The sequence below is a fragment of the Pseudoxanthomonas taiwanensis genome (genome assembly GCF_010093135.1).
GTDB classification, from domain to species: domain Bacteria; phylum Pseudomonadota; class Gammaproteobacteria; order Xanthomonadales; family Xanthomonadaceae; genus Pseudoxanthomonas; species Pseudoxanthomonas taiwanensis.
This window is the reverse complement of sequence record NZ_PDWK01000064.1, coordinates 1-17,338: the sequence shown is the minus strand read 5'-3', so window position 1 is coordinate 17,338 and position 17,338 is coordinate 1. Positions and strand designations below refer to the sequence as shown.

Genomic DNA, 17,338 nt, shown 5'->3' with positions numbered 1-17,338 from the left:
CATCGGCCGCGGGCGGGGCGGGCTGGTTCATGACGCGTGGTCCACCGGGCTGTGCCGCGCGTGAACGCCCCGCGCGGCCGATGGATGCAGTTTGCCGGAGAAGGGCCCATGATGTCGCCTGCGAATCCCCCGCTTCACCCATCCGAGCCTGAACGATGCCCGACGCCCTGATTTCCTTCCTCACCTCCGGCGTGGCCGGGCTCGGCTGGGGCGGCCTGCTCCTGGTCCTGCTGGTGATGACCCAGCTGACCATCTTCTCGGTCACCTTGTACCTGCACCGCAGCCAGGCGCACCGCGGCGTGGACTTCCACCCGGTGGTCGCGCACTTCTTCCGCTTCTGGACCTGGCTGACCACCTCCATGATCACCAGGGAGTGGGTGGCCATCCACCGCAAGCACCACGCCAAGGTGGAGACCGAGGAGGATCCGCACAGCCCGCAGACCTACGGCATCGCCAAGGTGTTCTGGCAGGGCGTGGAGCTGTACCGCGAGGCGCGCAACGACCGCGCCAGCATCGAGCAGTACGGCAAGGGCGCGCCGGACGACTGGATCGAGCGCCACCTGTACACCCCGCACGCCAACCTCGGCCCGACCCTGCTGCTGCTGGTCGAGTTCGCCCTGTTCGGTCTGCCGGGCGTGGCCATGTGGGCCATCCAGATGGCCTGGATCCCGTTCTGGGCGGCCGGCGTGGTCAACGGCCTGGGCCACTGGTGGGGCTACCGCAACTTCGAGTCGGCCGACACCTCCACCAATCTCACCCCGTGGGGCGTGTGGATCGGCGGCGAGGAACTGCACAACAACCACCACGCCTTCCCGTCCTCGGCGCGCTTCTCCATGCGCCGCTGGGAGTTCGACATCGGCTGGGCGGTGATCAAGGGCCTGGAGAAGCTGGGCCTGGCCAAGGTGCTGCGCGTGGCGCCGAGCCTGGACATCCGTCCGAACATCGCCGTGCCGGACACCGAGACCCTGCGTGCGCTGCTGTCGCACCGCTTCCAGGCCATGACCGACTACAAGCGCAACGTGCTGATGCCGGCCCTGCGCGAGGAGGCCGCCGCCGCCGGCGCGCGCCTGCGCCAGCTGCTGCCGCGGCCGCTGCGCCGCGGCCTGGTGGACGACGGGCGCTGGCTCGAGCCGGACGCGCGCGAGCAGCTGCGCCAGTGGGTGGAGCAGCGCCCGCGCATCCGCGCCCTGGTCGAGTACCGCGTGCGCCTGGCCCAGGTGCTGGAGGCGCGCGGCAACGACGCGGCCGAGCGCCTGCGCCAGCTGCAGGCCTGGTGCCAGGAGGCCGAGGCCTCGGGCATCCGCGCGCTGCAGGACTACGCCGCGCGCCTGAAGGGCTACGCCCTGGCGCACTGATGGCGCGCCCGGCTGCCCCGCTTTGCGTGCCCCGGCGCCTGGGCGCCGTGCTGGCACTGTGCGTGGCGGCCGCGCCGCTGGCCGCCCAGGTCGAGCGCGCCGGCGACTACCTGGCGAAGATCGACACCGACGGCGACGGCCGGGTCTCGCTGGAGGAGTACCTGGACTGGATGGGCTACGCCTTCGGGCGCATGGACCGCGACGGCGACGGCGTGCTGGCCCCGGCCGAGCAGCCCGGCGGCAAGGGCCGGCCGATCCCCCGCGAGGAGCACCGCCAGCGTCTGGCCGAGCGCTTCCGCCGCCAGGACGCGGACGGCGACGGCTACCTGGACGCACGCGAGCTGGCCGCGCCGCCGCGCTGACCCGTCCGCGCCGGACGCGGTCCGCTCCCTGGGGAGTCACCGGTCACGCGGCGGGTCGGCCACCGGCTGCCCGTGTTGCAGCAGCCACAGCATGATCGCCTTCTGCCGCACGTAGTTGGCGCTGACGTACGACTCCACCAGGCCCTGCCAGCCGTCGAGGAAGCCGCCGCGCAGCAGGTAACCGCGCCAGAAGCGCCAGGCCGGCGAGAGCACGATCTTCGCCAGCGAGGCGCGCTTGCCGCGGGCGAACTCGTGCTCGGCCATCATCCGCGCGTAGCGCTGCTTCTTGCCCAGCACCTGCTCGAAGGAGCGGTAGGGGTAGTGCAGCATGTCCCCGCGCAGCGTCGCCACCGGACCGCGCACCTTGACCGTCTCGTGGATCTCGCGGTCGCCGTGCCAGCCGCCGCGGCGGCGGTCGAACAGGCGCAGCTGACGGTCCGGGTAGGCGGTGCCGTGCAGCAGGAAGCGGCCGAAGTACTCCGAGCGGCGGGCGAAGCGGTAGCCGGCGGCGCGGGTGAAGCCGGCGCGGCGCTCGGCGAGGATGGCCTGGCGCAGCTCCGGGCCGATCCGTTCGTCGGCGTCCACGCACAGCACCCAGTCGTGGCGGGCCTGGTCCACGGCGAACTGCTTCTGGGTGCGGAAGCCGTCGAACGGCCGCACCAGCACGCGCGCGCCCAGGCGCTCGGCGATGGCGGCGGTGCCGTCGCTGGAGCCGGAGTCCACCACCACCACCTCGTCGCAGAAGTCCAGCGAGGCCAGGCAGTCGGCGATGCGGTCGGCCTCGTTGCAGGTGATGATGCAGGCCGACAGCGCGGGCCCCTGGCCCGTGGCGGCGTCGGGAGCGGGAACGGGGGGCGGTTGCATGCGCCCAGCCTAGCAGCGCCGCATCCGTGCGGCACCTCCCCGGTGCCATAATTCCGCCCAGTCCAAGCGTCAGGAGCGTCCGCGTGCCCCGCCATTACCTGCTGTACGGTTCCGAGCGTTATGCGCTGGCCATCCTGCGTCCGATCCAGGCGGCCATCCGCGCCCGCGGCGACGAGGCGGCCTGGTTCTTCGACGGCCCCGGCGCCGAGGACCTGGCCCCGGACGAGCCGCTGCTGACGGTGGAGCAGGTCCGGGCCTGGAAGCCCTACGCGGTGATCACCTCGTCCAACGCGGTGCCGCACTTCTTCCCCGGCGTGAAGGTGGAGACCTTCCACGGCTTCGACGCCGGCAAGCCGCGGCACATCTACATCCGCGGCTTCTTCGACCTGTACTGCACCACCGGCCCGCGCGACACCGCCGCCTTCAGCGAGCTGGCGCGCAAGCTGGGCCACTTCAGCGTGGTCGAGACCGGCTTCCCGAAGATCGACCCGTTCATGAGCCAGCTGGGCGACGAGCCCGAGCCGGTGCGCGACCCACCGGTGATCCTGTACCACTCCACGTTCTCGCCGTCGTGGAGCGCGGCCGGCATCCTCTACGACGAGGTCAAGCGGCTCTCGCGCACCGGCGAGTGGCGCTGGATCGTCACCTTCCATCCGAAGATGGACCCGGAGATGGTGGCGCGCTACCGCGCGCTGGAGAACGAGTACCTGCGCTTCGCCGACAACGACAACATCCTGGAGCTGTTCGGCCAGGTGGACGTGATGTGCTCGGACACCTCCTCGGCGCTCAACGAGTTCCTGCTGACCCACAAGCCGGTGGTGACCTTCAGGAACCGCCGCCCGGGCCCGCAACTGATCGACATCGACGATCCGAAGGACTTCGAGCCGGCGATCCGCCGCGCGCTGTCGCGGCCGCCGGAGCTGATGCAGGCCATCCGCCAGTTCGCCGCCGAGCTGCACCCCTACCGCGACGGCCGCTCGGCCGAGCGCGTGCTGGACGCCATCGACGCCTTCGTCGCCGCCGGCGGCCGCAACCCCAGGCCCAAGCCGCTGAACCTCTGGCGCAAGTTCAAGATCCGCAAGCGCATCGGCTACTGGGGGCCGGCACGCTGGGACTGAGGCCGGCGCGGGCGCGCCGGCGGCCTCACCAGCGCAGCCGGCGCGCGGCCAGGGTGCGGCCCAGCTGCCGGTACAGGGCGCGCGCCTGCGCCTCCGGCAGGAAGCGGATGCGCAGCGGCGGGCTCATGCCGCTGGCGCCGGCGGTGTCCAGCCACAGGCTGGCCGTGCCCAGCCAGCGGTCCACCGGCGAGCGGGTCAGGCGCAGGCCCTGCAGCTTGTCGATCTCGGCGAAGCGCCACCAGCGCGACCACCAGCCGCCGCGTACGGCCACCAGGCGCGCATCCACGGCATAGCCCATGTACCCGGCCTGGCGCCAGGCGGCGTAGGCCGCCCAGGGCAGCCACAGCAGCGCCAGCAGGCCCCAGGCGCCGAACTGCCAGGCCAGCACCGCCGCCACCAGCAGCGTCCACGGCAGGTCGCCGGCGAACAGGCGCCAGGCGGTGCCCGGTGGCAGCCCCTGCCAGCGCGGCGGCGGCCAGGCCCCGCCCGGCAGCAGCCGCCCGACCAGGGCGTCGCAGGTGGCCGGGGTGGCGATCGGCGCCAGGTCGCGCAGCTTGCGCGGGTCGTCCTCGCGCCCGCCGACGGCGGTGTCGATGCGCAGGCTGCGCCGGCCCAGCAGCCGGTGCAGCAGGGTCTCCTGCAGGTACCAGGCCTGGATGCGGCGCGGCGCCACGCTGCTGCGCAGGCGCGCGAACAGGCCGCGCTCCACGGTCAGGCGGCGGCGGTCGCCGGTCAGGCGGAAGCCGAAGTACTGGGCCAGGGCCAGCGCCACCGACAGCAGGCGCAGCGCCGCCACCGCCAGGGAGAACAGCACCAGCGCCGCCGCCGCGGTACCGGCCCAGCCCAAGCGCATGCGCCGGGCCTGGCCCAGCAGCTCGTCCAGCACCTCCTCGAGCAGGTAGGTGACCCAGCCGGCGGCCATCTGGTCCGGCAGCATCTGGGCGACCGCGCCCAGGCCGGCGGCGACCACGATCATGCCGCGGTTGGAGACCAGGCCCAGACGCACCCCCTCGGCCGGCGGCAGGGCCAGCAGGACCTCGTCCTGCGCCTGCGCGGCGGCGGGGGCGGGCGTGCCGGCGGTGCCGCCGCCGCGGTGGCGGACCAGCTGTTCCAGGGCCAGCGCGTCGGCCAGGCCCAGCACCCGCATCTGCGCCTCGGGCCTGCGCCCGCCGGCCGCCTCCAGGCGCACCTCGGCCACGCCGAAGATCCGGTGCAGCAGGGTCTGGTGCAGGGCCACGTTGTGGATGCGGGCGAACGGGATCTCGCGCCAGGTGCGCTGCAGCAGGCCGTTGCGGATGGTGATGCCGCTGCTGCCGATCCGGTAGCGGTAGGTGAAGTACTGCAGCACCGAGATGCCCACCAGCGCCGCCACGCCCATCAGCGGTGCCCAGTCGGCCATGTCGCTGGGGCCGCGCCGGCCGAACACCACCAGGGCCACCAGCGGCACCACGAACTGGCGCAGCTGCTGCAGCAGCACGAACAGCCAGGACCAGGGATGCAGGCGCCGCTCGGCGGGGGCGGCGGGGGTGTCGGTGGCGGGGTTCACAGGGCGTCGTCGCTTTCGACCGGGCGGGCCAGATGCGCGCGCAGCGCCTCGGCGTCCTCCAGCGCCAGCAGGGGCAGCCGCACCGCGGCCAGGCGGGTGCCGGCGGTGTGCACCACCAGCGTGGCCAGGCCCAGGCGCCGCTCCAGCGGGCCGCGCTCCAGGTCCAGATGCTGCACGCGCGAGACCGGCACCAGCGTCTCCACGCGCCACAGGCCGCCGCGGCGGATGGCGAAGCCGTCGGCGTCCAGCTTCCAGCCGATGCGCCGGTGCCGGACCACCCCGACCAGCCCGCCCAGCAGCAGCCCGGCGCCCCCGGCCAGGGCGATGCCGGCCAGCTTGGGCAGGTGCAGCAGGGCGGCCGCGGCCAGGCCCGGCACCAGGGCCAGCGGCAGGGCCAGCGCGGCCGCGGTCCCGAGGGCGTAGAGCAGGGCGCCGCGGCGCGGCAGCGGCTGCCACTCCGCCTCCGGCGGCAGCGGGGGCGGAACGGCGGAGGGCGTCGGGGCGTCCAGGATCTCGGTCACGGCGGCGGCAGGCAGGGGACGGAACCCGGATCGTACGGGTTCGCGCCGCCGCGCGGCAGTGTCAGCGCGGCGCCGCGTACGGATTGGGCTCGCCGCTGCCGGGCGGGCGCAGGGTGTAGCGCTTGTAGGTCCACTGATACTGGGCCAGGTCGCGGCGGGCGATGCGCTCGACCTCGGCGTTGAGGCAGGCCGCGGCCACCTGCGGGTCGGGGTCGCCGATCGCGGCCGGGGCCGGCTCCACGTGCAGGGCGAACTGCGGGCCGTCGCCGATGCGCTCGCACCAGGCCATCAGCACGGTGGCGCCGGTGCGCTCGGCCAGGCGCGAGAGCAGGGTCATGGTCAGCGCCTGCACGCCGAAGAACGGCGCGAACTCGCCGTCGCCGGCCTTGGGCTGCTGGTCCGGCAGGATGCCGACCGCGCCGCCCTCCTTGAGCACCTTCCACAGCCGGCGCACGGCCGGGCCCTCGGCACGCACCTGCTGCACATTGTCCACGCCGCGCACCCGCTGCAGGAAGGCGTCGCCGGCCTCCGACTCCGGCGGCCGGTAGACCACGGCGATGGGGCCGCGCGAGGCCAGCCACTGGTTCAGCAGCTCCCAGTTGCCGAAGTGCGGGGCGGCCACGATCACGCCGCGGCCGGAGGCCAGGGCGGCGTCGTACAGCGCCTCGCCGTGGCGCTCGCGCAGCAGCCGCCCCAGGTTCTCCTCCGCCGGCCGGGTCCACAGCTTGAGCGTCTCCAGGGCCTGGCGGGCGGTGGTGCGCAGGATGCGGCGGTGCAGGGCCTCGCGCTCGGCGGCCGACAGGTCCGGGAAGGCCAGCTCCAGGTTGCGCCGTGCCACCCGGCTCTCGCGCGCGTCCAGCCGCCGCCACAGCCAGGCGGTCAGGTCCCCCAGGCGGTAGAGCAGGGGCCAGGGGAGCCGCCCGACCAGGGCGGCGGCGGCGTACAGGAGGCGGGCTTGGCTTTGTGCGGACATGGCCGACCAGTCTAGCCCGTTCCGGCGCCGCGGCCTGCTCCGGGGCCGCATCAGGTGACAGGCCGGCGCCGGGCGGCGATGCTTGGCGCCCCGTTCCGTAAGGTGGAGAACCATGCTTGCCCTGATCCAGCGCGTCACCCGGGCCTCGGTCGCGGTCGAGGGCCGGACCGTCGGCGAGATCGGCCCCGGGCTGCTGGCCCTGGTCGGGGTGCAGCCGGGGGACGGGCCGGCGCAGGTGGAGAAGATGGCGAAGAAGCTGCTCGGTTACCGGGTGTTCGCGGACGATGCCGGAAAGATGAACCGTTCGTTGAGCGATACAGGCGGCGGCCTGCTGCTGGTCAGCCAGTTCACCCTGGCCGCCGACACCGGATCGGGCATGCGCCCCAGCTTCAGCACCGCCGCGCCGCCGGAGGAGGCTGAACTCCGTTTCAACCAGCTGGTCGAAACCTGCAGGGCCCGCCACGCCCGCAGGGTGGAAACCGGCCGCTTCGGCGCCCATATGGTGGTGAGCCTGGTCAACGACGGGCCGGTGACATTCCTGCTCCGGTCTTGACGGCGCTGAACGGAACGCACGCAAGTCGTTGACGCGCAAGGGCCGGCCGGGTCCGGTGACGGCCCGGCTGGTATAATGCTAGGTTCACTTCATTCCACACCGCACGGTGGCGCACTGCACATGGCCAACGAACGCCCAGCCCAGCATTCGGATATCAAGCAACTCATCAGCAAGGGTCTGGAGCAAGGTTACCTGACCTATGCCGAGGTCAACGATCACCTGCCCGACGACCTGGTGGACCCGGAGCAGATCGAAGACATCATCGGCATGATCAACGGCATGGGCATCGACGTCCATGAGGTCGCGCCCGATGCCGAAACCCTGCTGCTCAACGATGCCTCCACCGGCCGCGACGTCGACGACACGGCCGCCGAGGAGGCCGCCGCGGCGCTGAGCGCGCTCGACTCCGAGGGTGGCCGCACCACCGACCCGGTGCGCATGTACATGCGCGAGATGGGCACGGTGGAGCTGCTGACCCGCGAGGGCGAGATCGCCATCGCCAAGCGCATCGAGGAAGGCCTCAACCAGGTGCAGGCCGCCCTGGGCAGCCTGCCGTGGTCGATCGAGACCCTGCTGGAGGAGTACGAGCAGCACAAGGCCGGCAAGAAGCGCCTGCCCGAGGTCGTGGTCGGCTTCAACGACCTGGTGGAGGAGGCGCCCGAGGACGCCATCCCGGTCGAGGACGTGGCCGATGACGCGGCCTCCGACGACGAGGACGAGGAGGAGGTCGCCGCCGACGACGAGGCCGACGCCACTCCGGCCGGCCCGGATCCGGCCGAGGTCGCCCGCCGCATGGAGGAGCTGGCCGGCCTGTACGCCAAGTTCAAGAAGGCCCACGCCAAGGGCGGCGCCCAGGACAAGAAGGTGATCAAGCTGCGTGCCGAGATGGCCGAGCTGTTCTGCACCTTCAAGCTGCCGATGGCGCTGACCGAGACGCTGACCCGCAAGCTGCGCGACGTCACCAACGAGATCAAGGAGCACGAGCGCCGCGTGCTGCACCTGGCCACCAACGTGGCCCGCATGCCGCGCAAGGACTTCATCCGCGCCTGGGAAGGCAACCAGACCAACCTGGGCTGGGTGGACGAGCTGCTCAAGCGCAAGCAGAAGTGGTCCTCGGCGCTGCGCGAGGTCAAGGACCAGATCATCGCCGAGCAGCAGGCCACCATCGCCATCGAGCAGGCCATGTGCCTGGACCTGGCCGACATCAAGGAGATCAGCCGGCAGATGGCCTATGGCGAGGCCAAGGCGCGCAAGGCCAAGAAGGAGATGGTCGAGGCCAACCTGCGCCTGGTGATCTCCATCGCCAAGAAGTACACCAACCGCGGCCTGCAGTTCCTGGACCTGATCCAGGAGGGCAACATCGGCCTGATGAAGGCGGTCGACAAGTTCGAGTACCGCCGCGGCTACAAGTTCTCGACCTATGCCACCTGGTGGATCCGCCAGGCGATCACCCGCTCGATCGCCGACCAGGCGCGCACGATCCGCATCCCGGTGCACATGATCGAGACGATCAACAAGCTCAACCGCATCTCCCGCCAGATGCTCCAGCAGTACGGCCGCGAGCCGACGCCGGAGGAGCTGGCCAAGGAGATGGACATGCCCGAGGACAAGATCCGCAAGGTGCTGAAGATCGCCAAGGAGCCGATCTCGATGGAGACGCCGATCGGCGACGACGAGGATTCGCACCTGGGCGACTTCATCGAGGACACCAACGTGGAGTCCCCGATCGAGACCACCACCAACATCAACCTGCAGGAGACGGTCCGCGAGGTGCTGGCCGGCCTGACCCCGAGGGAGGCCAAGGTCCTGCGCATGCGCTTCGGCATCGACATGAACACCGACCACACCCTGGAGGAGGTCGGCAAGCAGTTCGACGTCACCCGCGAGCGCATCCGCCAGATCGAGGCCAAGGCCCTGCGCAAGCTGCGCCACCCGAGCCGCTCCGAGCAGCTGCGCTCGTTCCTCGACATCGACTGATCCGCCGGCGCGCAGCGCCGGTCCGCTCCAGGCCAAGGCCCCGCCCATGCGGGGCCTTGGCGTTTTCCGGAGCCTGGCTTGCGGCCGACCCATGCCGGCGCGCCGCGCGCCGCTGCGGCCCTGCCCAGGGGGCGGACCATCCGCTACACTGCCGCCCGCAGCGCGGGCCTATAGCTCAACGGTCAGAGCAGGGGACTCATAATCCCTTGGTTCCAGGTTCGAATCCTGGTGGGCCCACCATGTGGATCAATAACTTAGGCCGCCTTCGGGTGGCCTTCGTTGTTATTGGGCGTCTCTCGTGGCCGTTCTGTGGCCGTTCGTGCTGAGCTGCTCCGGTGATCCTGGATCTGCACAGCTGTGCTGCCGATCTGCGCAACGGGGCATCCAAGCGCCCATTCCTGCACCTCATGCTCAAGCCAGCGGTGATCGTGCCGTGGCGCTCGGGCGACACCCAGACCTGGCCCTCCGACCACTGCGACCACTCGCGCAGCTGCTGCACCTTCGGGTGGCTTTTGTCGACGCTGTCCAATACCGGCAGGTCATGCGGGTCGAACACCCGGGTCTCGGCGCCGAGGTGCTGCAGGATGCGCTCGGCTTCCAGCGCCAGCTTTCGGCTGAAGGATTGCGGCCGCAGCGAACCGTACAGCAGCAGGATGCGAGGTGGATGCATGTCGCCAGCGCCCAGCACCTCGTGCACAGGCATGGGGAGCAGGCCAGCGTCCAGGTGAGCGGGAAGGTCGAAGGGGGATTGTTCGGGCTTATTCGTTCGATTATTCTAGAAACATGGAAACGAAAGATGCAATCGCCTCCCTGACCGCCTTGGGCCATGCGACCCGTCTAGCTGCTTACCGTCTGCTGGTCGAAGCCGGCCCCGCAGGCCGCATGGCTGGTGACATCGCTGAGGCGCTGGGCGTTCCCGGCGCGACGCTGTCCTTCCATCTGAAGGAGTTGGTGCATGCCGGTCTGGTGGAGGGTGAGAGCCAAGGTCGCTACGTCTGCTATCGCGCCAACTTCCAGGCAATGAACGGCTTGATCGAGTACCTCACCCACAACTGCTGCTCCGGTTCGAGCAACGCCGAATGTACGCAGGTGAACGATCCCGCCTGCGGCTGCTGATCCTGCGCCGTTCTCCTGCAAGCGCCCCGCTTTCCTCCACATGACAACCTCGCCATGACCCACAACGTTCTTTTCCTCTGCACCGGCAACAGTGCCCGTAGCATCCTGGCCGAGGCCACACTACGTGCGTGGGCCGGCAACCGCTTCAAAGTGTTCAGCGCTGGCAGCCAGCCCACCGGCACCGTGAACCCGTTCGCCCTGGCCCAGCTGCAGGCCGAGGGGATTTCCACCGCCGGGTTGCGCAGTAAGTCCTGGGACGAATTCACCACGCCGGAGGCCCCGCGCATGGACCTGGTCGTGACCGTGTGCGACTCGGCGGCAGCAGAGACTTGCCCGGTGGTGTTCGGGGATTTCCTACGCACCCATTGGGGTTTGCCTGACCCCGCAGCAGCCGGCGGCAGCGATGACGACAAGCGTGCGGCGTTCAGGCAGGCCCATCGTGTCATCCAGGCCCGACTGAGGGCCTTCCTGGCACTTCCCTCGTCGGCCTGGGAGGACCGTGCGCAGCTCAAGACCGCCCTGGACAAGATTGGCTTTGTCGAGGCCGAGGAGGAAGCCGGTGAGTGATGCAGCTCCACGCATGGGTTTCTTCGAGCGCTACCTGACCCTTTGGGTAGCACTGTGCATCGTGGTGGGAACGCTGCTGGGCCACCGATGGCCGGCCGCCTTCGAGCGCCTTGGAAGCATCGAGTGGGCGCATGTAAACCTGCCCGTGGCCGTGCTTATCTGGGTGATGATCGTGCCGATGCTGATGAAGATCGACTTCGGCGCGCTGCGCCAGGTCGGTCAGCACTGGCGCGGCATCGGTACCACGCTGTTCATCAACTGGGCGGTGAAGCCATTTTCGATGGCTTTGCTGGGATGGTTCTTCCTACGCCACGTCTTCGGGCCTTGGCTGCCGGCCGACCAGGTGGACTCCTACATCGCCGGCCTCATCCTGCTGGCGGCCGCGCCGTGCACCGCGATGGTGTTCGTGTGGAGCAACCTGTGCCGTGGGGACGCGGCTTTTACGCTCAGCCAGGTGGCCTTGAACGACGCCATCATGGTGGTGGCGTTCGCCCCGCTGGTCGCGCTGCTGCTCGGCATCTCCTCCATCACCGTCCCCTGGGCCACGCTGGTCATCTCCGTAGGGCTCTACATCGTGGTGCCTGTGATCATCGCTACGGGCGTGCGCGCCTGGGTGATGCGAAATGGTGGACAGGCCAGGCTCGACGGCTGGCTGGCCCGGCTCGGCCCGCTTTCTCTGGCGGCTTTGCTGCTGATGCTGGTGCTGCTGTTCGGCTTCCAGGGCCAGCAGATCCTGGCGCAGCCACTGGTCATCGCCATGCTGGCCGTGCCCATCCTCATCCAGGTCTATTTCAACTCCGGACTGGCCTACCTACTGAACCGCAAACTGGGCGTGGCTCACTGCGTTGCCGGTCCCTCGGCCTTAATTGGCGCCAGCAACTTCTTCGAACTCGCCGTAGCCACGGCGGTAAGTGTTTTTGGTGTCCACTCAGGAGCTGCACTTGCGACGGTTGTCGGCGTGCTGATCGAGGTGCCGGTGATGCTATCGGTGGTTCGCATCGTCAACCGAAGCCGCAGCTGGTACGAGCGACCTCAAGCCGGCGGCATCTGACACTCCTCCTGCTGCCGTGGATTATGGCTGCAAGGTGTCTACGAAACACGGGGCGATTCACCTTTTCTATCAATTATTTAGCATCTATTGCCGCTCTTCTTGAGACGAGCTAAAACCCTTTGAAACCCACTTTTAAGGGCCTCATAATCCCTTGGTTCCAGGTTCGAATCCTGGTGGGCCCACCAGCCTTCCTTCCCCCGGGCCGCGTCCGGCGCGCACCCGGCGCGCGTGTGCCACAGCAGGCCCGCGCAAGCATCCTGCCGGCAGGATGTCGCCGCTCCCGCGGACGCGGCTTCATCGGCCGGCGTGCGTGGCGCAGGGCAAGCCCTGATGGTGCGCATGAGCCGGTCACCGTGCATTGCTCGCGGCGGCCAGCACAGCCGGCAGCCACCCGAATATGATTGCCCGCAGGCAACCCGGTCCGGGCGCCGGTCCCATGCGCGAACAAGGCCATCGTCCAGATGCTGGATGGCGCGTGGAAGCTCTGCCGCAGGCCGTTGCCTGGCGCACGCGTGCCGGTGCTTCCCGCCCGTGCACGCAGTGGCGCCAGAGCCGGCCCCCGGCAGGGGCACGGGCCGGGATGGCATCACGCAAAGGATTGAAGCCTCATGCGAAAGAACAACACAGCCAGGAAAAACAACGGCGCTTCCCTCGGCTTCGAGGCCGAACTGTTCAAGGCCGCCGACAAGCTGCGCGGCAACATGGAGCCCTCCGACTACAAGCACGTGGTGCTCGGGCTCATCTTCCTCAAGTACATCTCCGACGCCTTCGAGGCCAGGCACCAGGCACTGCTCACCGAAGACCCGGCCGCCGCCGAGGACCGCGACGAATACCTCGGCTACAACGTGTTCTGGGTGCCGAAGCAGGCGCGCTGGTCGCACCTGCAGGCCAACGCGAAGAAGCCCACCATCGGCACCCTGATCGACGACGCCATGCGCGCCATCGAGAAGGAGAACGAGTCCCTCAAAGGCGTGCTGCCCAAGGACTACGCCCGCCCCGCGCTCAACAAGGTGATGCTGGGCGAGCTGATCGACCTGATCTCCGGCATCGCGCTCGGCGAGGAGGGCGGCAAATCGAAGGACATCCTCGGCCGCGTGTACGAATACTTCCTCGGCCAGTTCGCTGGCGCCGAAGGCAAGCGCGGCGGCGAGTTCTACACCCCGCGCTCGGTGGTGCGCGTGCTGGTGGAAATGCTGGAACCCTACGCCGGCCGCGTCTACGACCCCTGCTGCGGCTCCGGCGGCATGTTCGTGCAGTCGGACAAGTTCGTGCAGGAGCACGGCGGCCGCATCGGCGACATCGCCATCTACGGACAGGAGAGCAACTACACCACCTGGCGGCTGTGCAAGATGAACCTGGCGGTGCGCGGCATCGACGCCGACATCCGCTGGAACAACGAAGGCAGCTTCCACAAGGACGAGCTGCGCGACCTCAAGTTCGACTTCATCCTCGCCAACCCGCCGTTCAACGTCTCCGACTGGGGCGGAGAGCGCCTGCGCGACGACGTGCGCTGGCAGTTCGGCGTACCGCCCGTGGGCAACGCCAACTATGCGTGGCTCCAGCACATCTACCACCACCTTGCCCCCAACGGCACCGCGGGCGTGGTGCTGGCCAACGGCTCCATGAGTTCGCAGCAGAGCGGCGAAGGCGAAATCCGCAAGGCCATGCTGGAAGCCGACGTGGTGGACTGCATGGTGGCGCTGCCGGGCCAGCTGTTCTACTCCACCCAGATCCCCGCCTGCCTCTGGATCCTGGCCAAGGGCCGCAGCAACGGCCTGGTCAGGAAGACCAGACTGCGCGACCGCCGCAGGCAGGTGCTGTTCATCGATGCCCGCAACATGGGCGTGATGGTGGACCGCACCCGGCGCGAACTGACCGATGAGGAAATCAAGAAGATCGCCGACACCTACCACGCCTGGCGCGGCGAGAAGGATGCCGGCGAATACGCCGACGTGCCCGGCTTCTGCAAGTCCGCCACGCTGGACGAGATCCGCAAGCACGACTACGTGCTGACACCGGGGCGCTACGTGGGCGCCGCGGCGCAGGAAGACGACGGCGAACCATTCGAAGTAAAGATGGCGCGGCTGGCAGCACAGTGGCGCCAGCAGCGGGCGGAAGCGGCGCGGCTGGATGCGGCGATCGAGGCCAATCTGGAGGCCCTGGCTTTTCAACGCCGCGTTGAACTCGGCCCTGGAACCCACCCATACTAAACGATACGTTTAACAAGCGGCCCGTCACCGTTCATGATCAACGCACCCGATCCCATGCGCTTCCGGGCCGGCCGCTACCTGCAGCAGCCCACCGGCTACCGGGCCTTCATCCCCGCGCCCCTGCCGCCGGATCCGCCCCTGGACCTCTCCGGCCCGCTGCGCGAGCGCCTGTCGGAGGCCGACTACGCCCTGGGGCGGCTGGATGGCGCCGTGCTCACGCTGCCCAATCCCGACCTGTTCGTGTTCATGTACGTCCGCAAGGAGGCCGTGCTCTCCAGCCAGATCGAGGGCACGCAAAGCTCCCTGCAGAACCTGCTGGCCGCCGAGGCGCAACTGTTCGACCCGGATACCCCCAGGGACGTGAACGAGGTGGCCAACTACGTGCGCGCCATGAACCATGGCCTGGCCCGGCTGGCCGACCTGCCCGTCTCCGTGCGCCTGATCCGCGAGATCCACGCCGAACTGATGCAGGGCGTGCGCGGCGGACGCCTCGCGCCGGGCGAGCTGCGCACCAGCCAGAACTGGATCGGCCCCGGCGACTGCACCCTGGCCAACGCCACCTTCGTGCCGCCCCCACCCCACGAGGTGCCCGGCGCCCTGTCCGACCTGGAAAGGTTCCTGCACGACGGCGCCGGCCTGCCGCCCCTGATCCAGGTGGGGCTGGCGCATGCCCAGTTCGAAACCATCCACCCCTTCCTCGATGGCAACGGCCGCGTGGGGCGCCTGCTCATCACCTTCCTGCTCACGGAAAAGCGCCTGCTGGGCAAACCGGTGCTTTACCTCTCGCACTACTTCAAGCAGCACCGCAGCGCGTACTACGAGCGCCTGCAGGCCGTGCGCGACGCCGGGGACTGGGAAGGCTGGCTGGGCTTCTTCCTGGAAGGTGTGATCCGCGTCAGCCGCGAAGCCGCCCGGACCGCCGCCGCCATCCTGCGCATGCGCGAAGAATTCCGCGCCCGCATCACCGAGGGACTGGGCCGCGCCGCGGCCAACGGCCAGCGCGTGATGGACCGCCTGTTCGACCACCCCATCGTCAACGTGGCCACCGTGCGCGAATGGCTGGACCTCACCCCCGCCGGCGCCAACCAGATCGTCAGCAGGCTCGAGGGCATCGGCCTGCTGCGCGAGATCACCGGCTACGCGCGCAACCGGCGGTTCGTGTTCGAGCCGTACCTGAGGCTGTTTGATGAACAGAAAGAAGACGGGTATGGCGGATAGGTGGCGCGGGCAGCGGGCGGAAGTGGCCCGGCTGCATCCGGCGATTGAGGCCAACCTGAAGGAGCTTGGGTATGGCGAGTGAGTGGATTCGCGTTGTTCTAGCTGATGTTATTGAACTCGTTAGCGGAGGTACTCCGAAAACCAACATTCCAGAATATTGGAATGGAGACATACCATGGCTATCGGTCGCTGATTTCAATACCGGCTTTCGCTGGGTATCGAGCGCAGAGAAACACATAACAGAGCGCGGGCTTTATGAAAGTGCGGCCAAACTGCTAAATGAGCGAGATATTATTATTTCCGCGCGTGGGACTGTTGGTGCGTTGGCGCAATTGGCAAAGCCGATGGCCTTTAATCAGTCATGCTATGGGGTAAGAGGCAGACGTGGAATAGCAGACACGGATTTCATTTACTATTTTCTTCGGCAGGCTGTAGCCGAAATGAAACAAGTAGCGCATGGCGGGGTGTTCGATACCATCACGCGTGATACTTTCAAGCTCATTCGCTTATCTCTTCCGCCGCTTCCAGAACAACGCGCCATCGCCCACATCCTCGGCACGCTGGACGACAAGATCGAACTCAATCGCAGGCAGAACGAAACGCTGGAAGCCATGGCCCGCGCCCTGTTCAAGGCGTGGTTCGTGGACTTCGAACCCGTGCGCGCCAAGATGGAAGGCCGCTGGCAGCGCGGCCAATCCCTCCCCGGCCTGCCCGCCCACCTCTACGAGCTCTTCCCCGACCGCCTCGTCGAATCGGAGCTGGGGGAGATTCCGGAGGGGTGGGAAGTGAAGTCGTTTGCGGACACGGTTGAGATAATTGGGGGCGGGACACCAAAGACATCCGTAGCTGAGTATTGGGGCGGCGACATCCCATGGTTCTCGGTTGTCGATGCCCCGCCGGCGCCAGATGTCTGGGTGTTGGACACGGAGAAGAAGATCACCCATGCCGGTGTCGAGAACTCATCGACGCGGATTCTTCCGGCCGGCACAGCAATCATCTCCGCGCGCGGAACGGTGGGCAGACTTGCTCTTGTAGGTGTTCCGATGGCGATGAACCAATCCTGCTACGGCTTGCGAGGGAAGCTGGGCCATCGCGGCTTCTTCAACTACTTCACAACTCGTCAACTGGTCTCGACTCTCCAACATCGGACACATGGCTCCGTGTTCGACACGATCACCCGTGACACCCTCGCGGGGGTCCAGGTCGTGGCGCCTCCTTTAGCTGTAGTTGAAACATTCGAAAGGCTTGTTGCGCCGGCGCTGGACCGTATCCGTGAAGCACTTTTCGAGTCCCGCTCCCTTGCCACAACGCGCAACACGCTGTTGCCCAAACTGATCTCCGGCGAGCTGTGCATTCCGGATGCCGAGCGTATTTTGGAGGAGACGTCGCCATGACTAACGTGCGCCGGAAGATCGACCTTTACATCCTGTCTCTGGGATTGTTGTTCATCTTCTTTTTCATTATTACGGCAGAGCTTCCTGCATCTTTTTCTTTCAAGGATGCAGAAAGCTGGAAGATGCTCGCAATGAGTAATCCGCTGCCTGTAATTTCGATATTTGGTCTGTGCTACTGCTTGTTCGCATACATACGCTTTGACTTCGAGTTGAAAGGCGCCAATGAAATACCTTTTGAAGTAAGGAAGGTAGAAAACATCAACTATGAACACCTGACATTTCTTGCTACCTATGTGGTGCCACTCATTAGCTTCGATTTTGGCAGTGGTCGACAAATGATTGTGCTGGCACTACTACTGGTGGTGATGGGAGTCATCTATATCAAGGCCTCTTTTCAATTTCGAGTGGGTAAGCTGGACCTGAGCAGGTACGGGATCGGGTATGACTGACAAGCTGTTTGAGGCTGCCTTGGGGGTCTCTCCGCCGTGGCAGGTGACGGGCGCGGACTTCGAT

At 68.0% G+C, this 17,338-nt stretch carries 16 protein-coding genes, 1 tRNA gene and 1 pseudogene; 13 read left to right on the top strand and 5 right to left on the bottom strand.

All coding sequences use genetic code 11. The features are described from left to right. Positions 1-155 precede the first annotated feature (155 nt). Together CR938_RS11520 and CR938_RS11515 are read left to right on the top strand one after the other, a co-directional pair. Positions 156-1,355: a DesA family fatty acid desaturase gene (locus CR938_RS11520; RefSeq protein WP_162125152.1), complete on the top strand. Its 1,200-nt coding sequence runs from the start codon at positions 156-158 to the stop codon at positions 1,353-1,355. Then, complete coding sequence (locus CR938_RS11515) at positions 1,355-1,717, top strand: EF-hand domain-containing protein (RefSeq protein ID WP_162125151.1); 363 nt, start codon at positions 1,355-1,357, stop codon at positions 1,715-1,717. Before CR938_RS11520 ends, CR938_RS11515 begins: the two co-directional genes overlap by 1 nt. A 36-nt stretch (positions 1,718-1,753) precedes the next feature. On the opposite strand, the gene CR938_RS11510 is transcribed toward CR938_RS11515, so the two are convergent. Next, positions 1,754-2,581 (bottom strand): glycosyltransferase family 2 protein, encoded by an 828-nt coding sequence (locus CR938_RS11510; protein ID WP_162125150.1) that lies wholly within the window; start codon positions 2,579-2,581, stop codon positions 1,754-1,756. Positions 2,582-2,664: 83 nt separating this feature from the next. Here CR938_RS11510 and CR938_RS11505 point away from each other — a divergent pair, with 83 nt between their 5' ends. Beyond that, positions 2,665-3,699, top strand: coding sequence for a CDP-glycerol glycerophosphotransferase family protein (locus CR938_RS11505; protein ID WP_162125149.1), 1,035 nt, complete (start codon positions 2,665-2,667; stop codon positions 3,697-3,699). A gap of 25 nt (positions 3,700-3,724) precedes the next feature. On the opposite strand, the gene CR938_RS11500 is transcribed toward CR938_RS11505, so the two are convergent. The 3 genes from CR938_RS11500 to CR938_RS11490 all read right to left on the bottom strand — a co-directional run bounded on the left by CR938_RS11500 (position 3,725) and on the right by CR938_RS11490 (position 6,739). Further along, positions 3,725-5,245 carry a PH domain-containing protein gene (locus CR938_RS11500; RefSeq protein WP_162125148.1) on the bottom strand — a complete coding sequence of 507 codons (1,521 nt, stop codon included), beginning with the start codon at positions 5,243-5,245 and terminating at the stop codon, positions 3,725-3,727. Next, the gene (locus CR938_RS11495) at positions 5,242-5,766 is read right to left on the bottom strand and encodes a PH domain-containing protein (protein WP_246191068.1); all 525 of its coding nucleotides are present in this window, start codon (positions 5,764-5,766) and stop codon (positions 5,242-5,244) included. The genes CR938_RS11500 and CR938_RS11495 overlap by 4 nt, the downstream gene beginning before the upstream one ends. A 61-nt stretch (positions 5,767-5,827) precedes the next feature. Then, complete coding sequence (locus CR938_RS11490) at positions 5,828-6,739, bottom strand: lauroyl acyltransferase (protein WP_162125147.1); 912 nt, start codon at positions 6,737-6,739, stop codon at positions 5,828-5,830. 112 nt (positions 6,740-6,851) lie between these two features. Here CR938_RS11490 and dtd point away from each other — a divergent pair, with 112 nt between their 5' ends. The 3 genes from dtd (at position 6,852) to CR938_RS11475 (ending at position 9,509) form a co-directional block, all read left to right on the top strand. Next, complete coding sequence (gene dtd, locus CR938_RS11485; RefSeq protein WP_162125146.1) at positions 6,852-7,292, top strand: D-aminoacyl-tRNA deacylase; 441 nt, start codon at positions 6,852-6,854, stop codon at positions 7,290-7,292. A gap of 120 nt (positions 7,293-7,412) precedes the next feature. Continuing rightward, on the top strand, positions 7,413-9,269 hold the full coding sequence (gene rpoD, locus CR938_RS11480; protein WP_162125145.1) for an RNA polymerase sigma factor RpoD: 1,857 nt from the start codon (positions 7,413-7,415) through the stop codon (positions 9,267-9,269). A 164-nt stretch (positions 9,270-9,433) separates the two neighbouring features. Next, positions 9,434-9,509, top strand: a tRNA-Ile gene (locus CR938_RS11475). A 181-nt stretch (positions 9,510-9,690) separates the two neighbouring features. Here the strand turns inward: CR938_RS11475 and CR938_RS11470 are convergent. Continuing rightward, positions 9,691-9,972, bottom strand: a pseudogene (locus CR938_RS11470) (NAD(P)H-dependent oxidoreductase); the annotation flags it as partial. 80 nt (positions 9,973-10,052) lie between these two features. Here CR938_RS11470 and CR938_RS11465 point away from each other — a divergent pair. The 7 genes from CR938_RS11465 (at position 10,053) to kwaA (ending at position 17,274) form a co-directional block, all read left to right on the top strand. Then, positions 10,053-10,385, top strand: a complete 333-nt coding sequence (locus tag CR938_RS11465) for an ArsR/SmtB family transcription factor (protein ID WP_162125144.1) — start codon at positions 10,053-10,055, stop codon at positions 10,383-10,385. Positions 10,386-10,439: 54 nt separating this feature from the next. Further along, positions 10,440-10,952, top strand: a complete 513-nt coding sequence (locus CR938_RS11460; protein WP_162125143.1) for an arsenate reductase ArsC — start codon at positions 10,440-10,442, stop codon at positions 10,950-10,952. Between the two features lie 13 nt (positions 10,953-10,965). Then, entirely contained in the window at positions 10,966-12,003 is a 1,038-nt protein-coding gene (arsB, locus tag CR938_RS11455) for an ACR3 family arsenite efflux transporter (RefSeq protein ID WP_162125142.1), read from the top strand. A gap of 608 nt (positions 12,004-12,611) precedes the next feature. After that, the gene (locus tag CR938_RS11450) at positions 12,612-14,213 is read left to right on the top strand and encodes a class I SAM-dependent DNA methyltransferase (RefSeq protein WP_162125141.1); all 1,602 of its coding nucleotides are present in this window, start codon (positions 12,612-12,614) and stop codon (positions 14,211-14,213) included. A 33-nt stretch (positions 14,214-14,246) separates the two neighbouring features. Next, complete coding sequence (locus CR938_RS11445; protein WP_246191067.1) at positions 14,247-15,431, top strand: Fic family protein; 1,185 nt, start codon at positions 14,247-14,249, stop codon at positions 15,429-15,431. Between the two features lie 71 nt (positions 15,432-15,502). After that, entirely contained in the window at positions 15,503-16,825 is a 1,323-nt protein-coding gene (locus CR938_RS11440) for a restriction endonuclease subunit S (protein ID WP_162125140.1), read from the top strand. Continuing rightward, the gene (gene kwaA, locus CR938_RS11435) at positions 16,822-17,274 is read left to right on the top strand and encodes an anti-phage protein KwaA (protein WP_162125139.1); all 453 of its coding nucleotides are present in this window, start codon (positions 16,822-16,824) and stop codon (positions 17,272-17,274) included. Before CR938_RS11440 ends, kwaA begins: the two co-directional genes overlap by 4 nt. The last annotated feature ends 64 nt before the right edge of the window (positions 17,275-17,338 follow it).

Bases quoted from the DNA above. Each gene is read 5' to 3' on its own strand.
- CR938_RS11520 (WP_162125152.1), top strand. From the start codon at position 156: ATGCCCGACGCCCTGATTTCCTTCCTCACCTCCGGCGTGGCCGGGCTC.
- CR938_RS11515 (WP_162125151.1), top strand. From the start codon at position 1,355: ATGGCGCGCCCGGCTGCCCCGCTTTGCGTGCCCCGGCGCCTGGGCGCC.
- CR938_RS11510 (WP_162125150.1), bottom strand. From the start codon at position 2,581: ATGCAACCGCCCCCCGTTCCCGCTCCCGACGCCGCCACGGGCCAGGGG.
- CR938_RS11490 (WP_162125147.1), bottom strand. From the start codon at position 6,739: ATGTCCGCACAAAGCCAAGCCCGCCTCCTGTACGCCGCCGCCGCCCTG.
- dtd (WP_162125146.1), top strand. From the start codon at position 6,852: ATGCTTGCCCTGATCCAGCGCGTCACCCGGGCCTCGGTCGCGGTCGAG.
- rpoD (WP_162125145.1), top strand. From the start codon at position 7,413: ATGGCCAACGAACGCCCAGCCCAGCATTCGGATATCAAGCAACTCATC.
- CR938_RS11465 (WP_162125144.1), top strand. From the start codon at position 10,053: ATGGAAACGAAAGATGCAATCGCCTCCCTGACCGCCTTGGGCCATGCG.
- CR938_RS11460 (WP_162125143.1), top strand. From the start codon at position 10,440: ATGACCCACAACGTTCTTTTCCTCTGCACCGGCAACAGTGCCCGTAGC.
- arsB (WP_162125142.1), top strand. From the start codon at position 10,966: ATGGGTTTCTTCGAGCGCTACCTGACCCTTTGGGTAGCACTGTGCATC.
- CR938_RS11450 (WP_162125141.1), top strand. From the start codon at position 12,612: ATGCGAAAGAACAACACAGCCAGGAAAAACAACGGCGCTTCCCTCGGC.
- CR938_RS11445 (WP_246191067.1), top strand. From the start codon at position 14,247: ATGATCAACGCACCCGATCCCATGCGCTTCCGGGCCGGCCGCTACCTG.
- CR938_RS11440 (WP_162125140.1), top strand. From the start codon at position 15,503: ATGGCGAGTGAGTGGATTCGCGTTGTTCTAGCTGATGTTATTGAACTC.
- kwaA (WP_162125139.1), top strand. From the start codon at position 16,822: ATGACTAACGTGCGCCGGAAGATCGACCTTTACATCCTGTCTCTGGGA.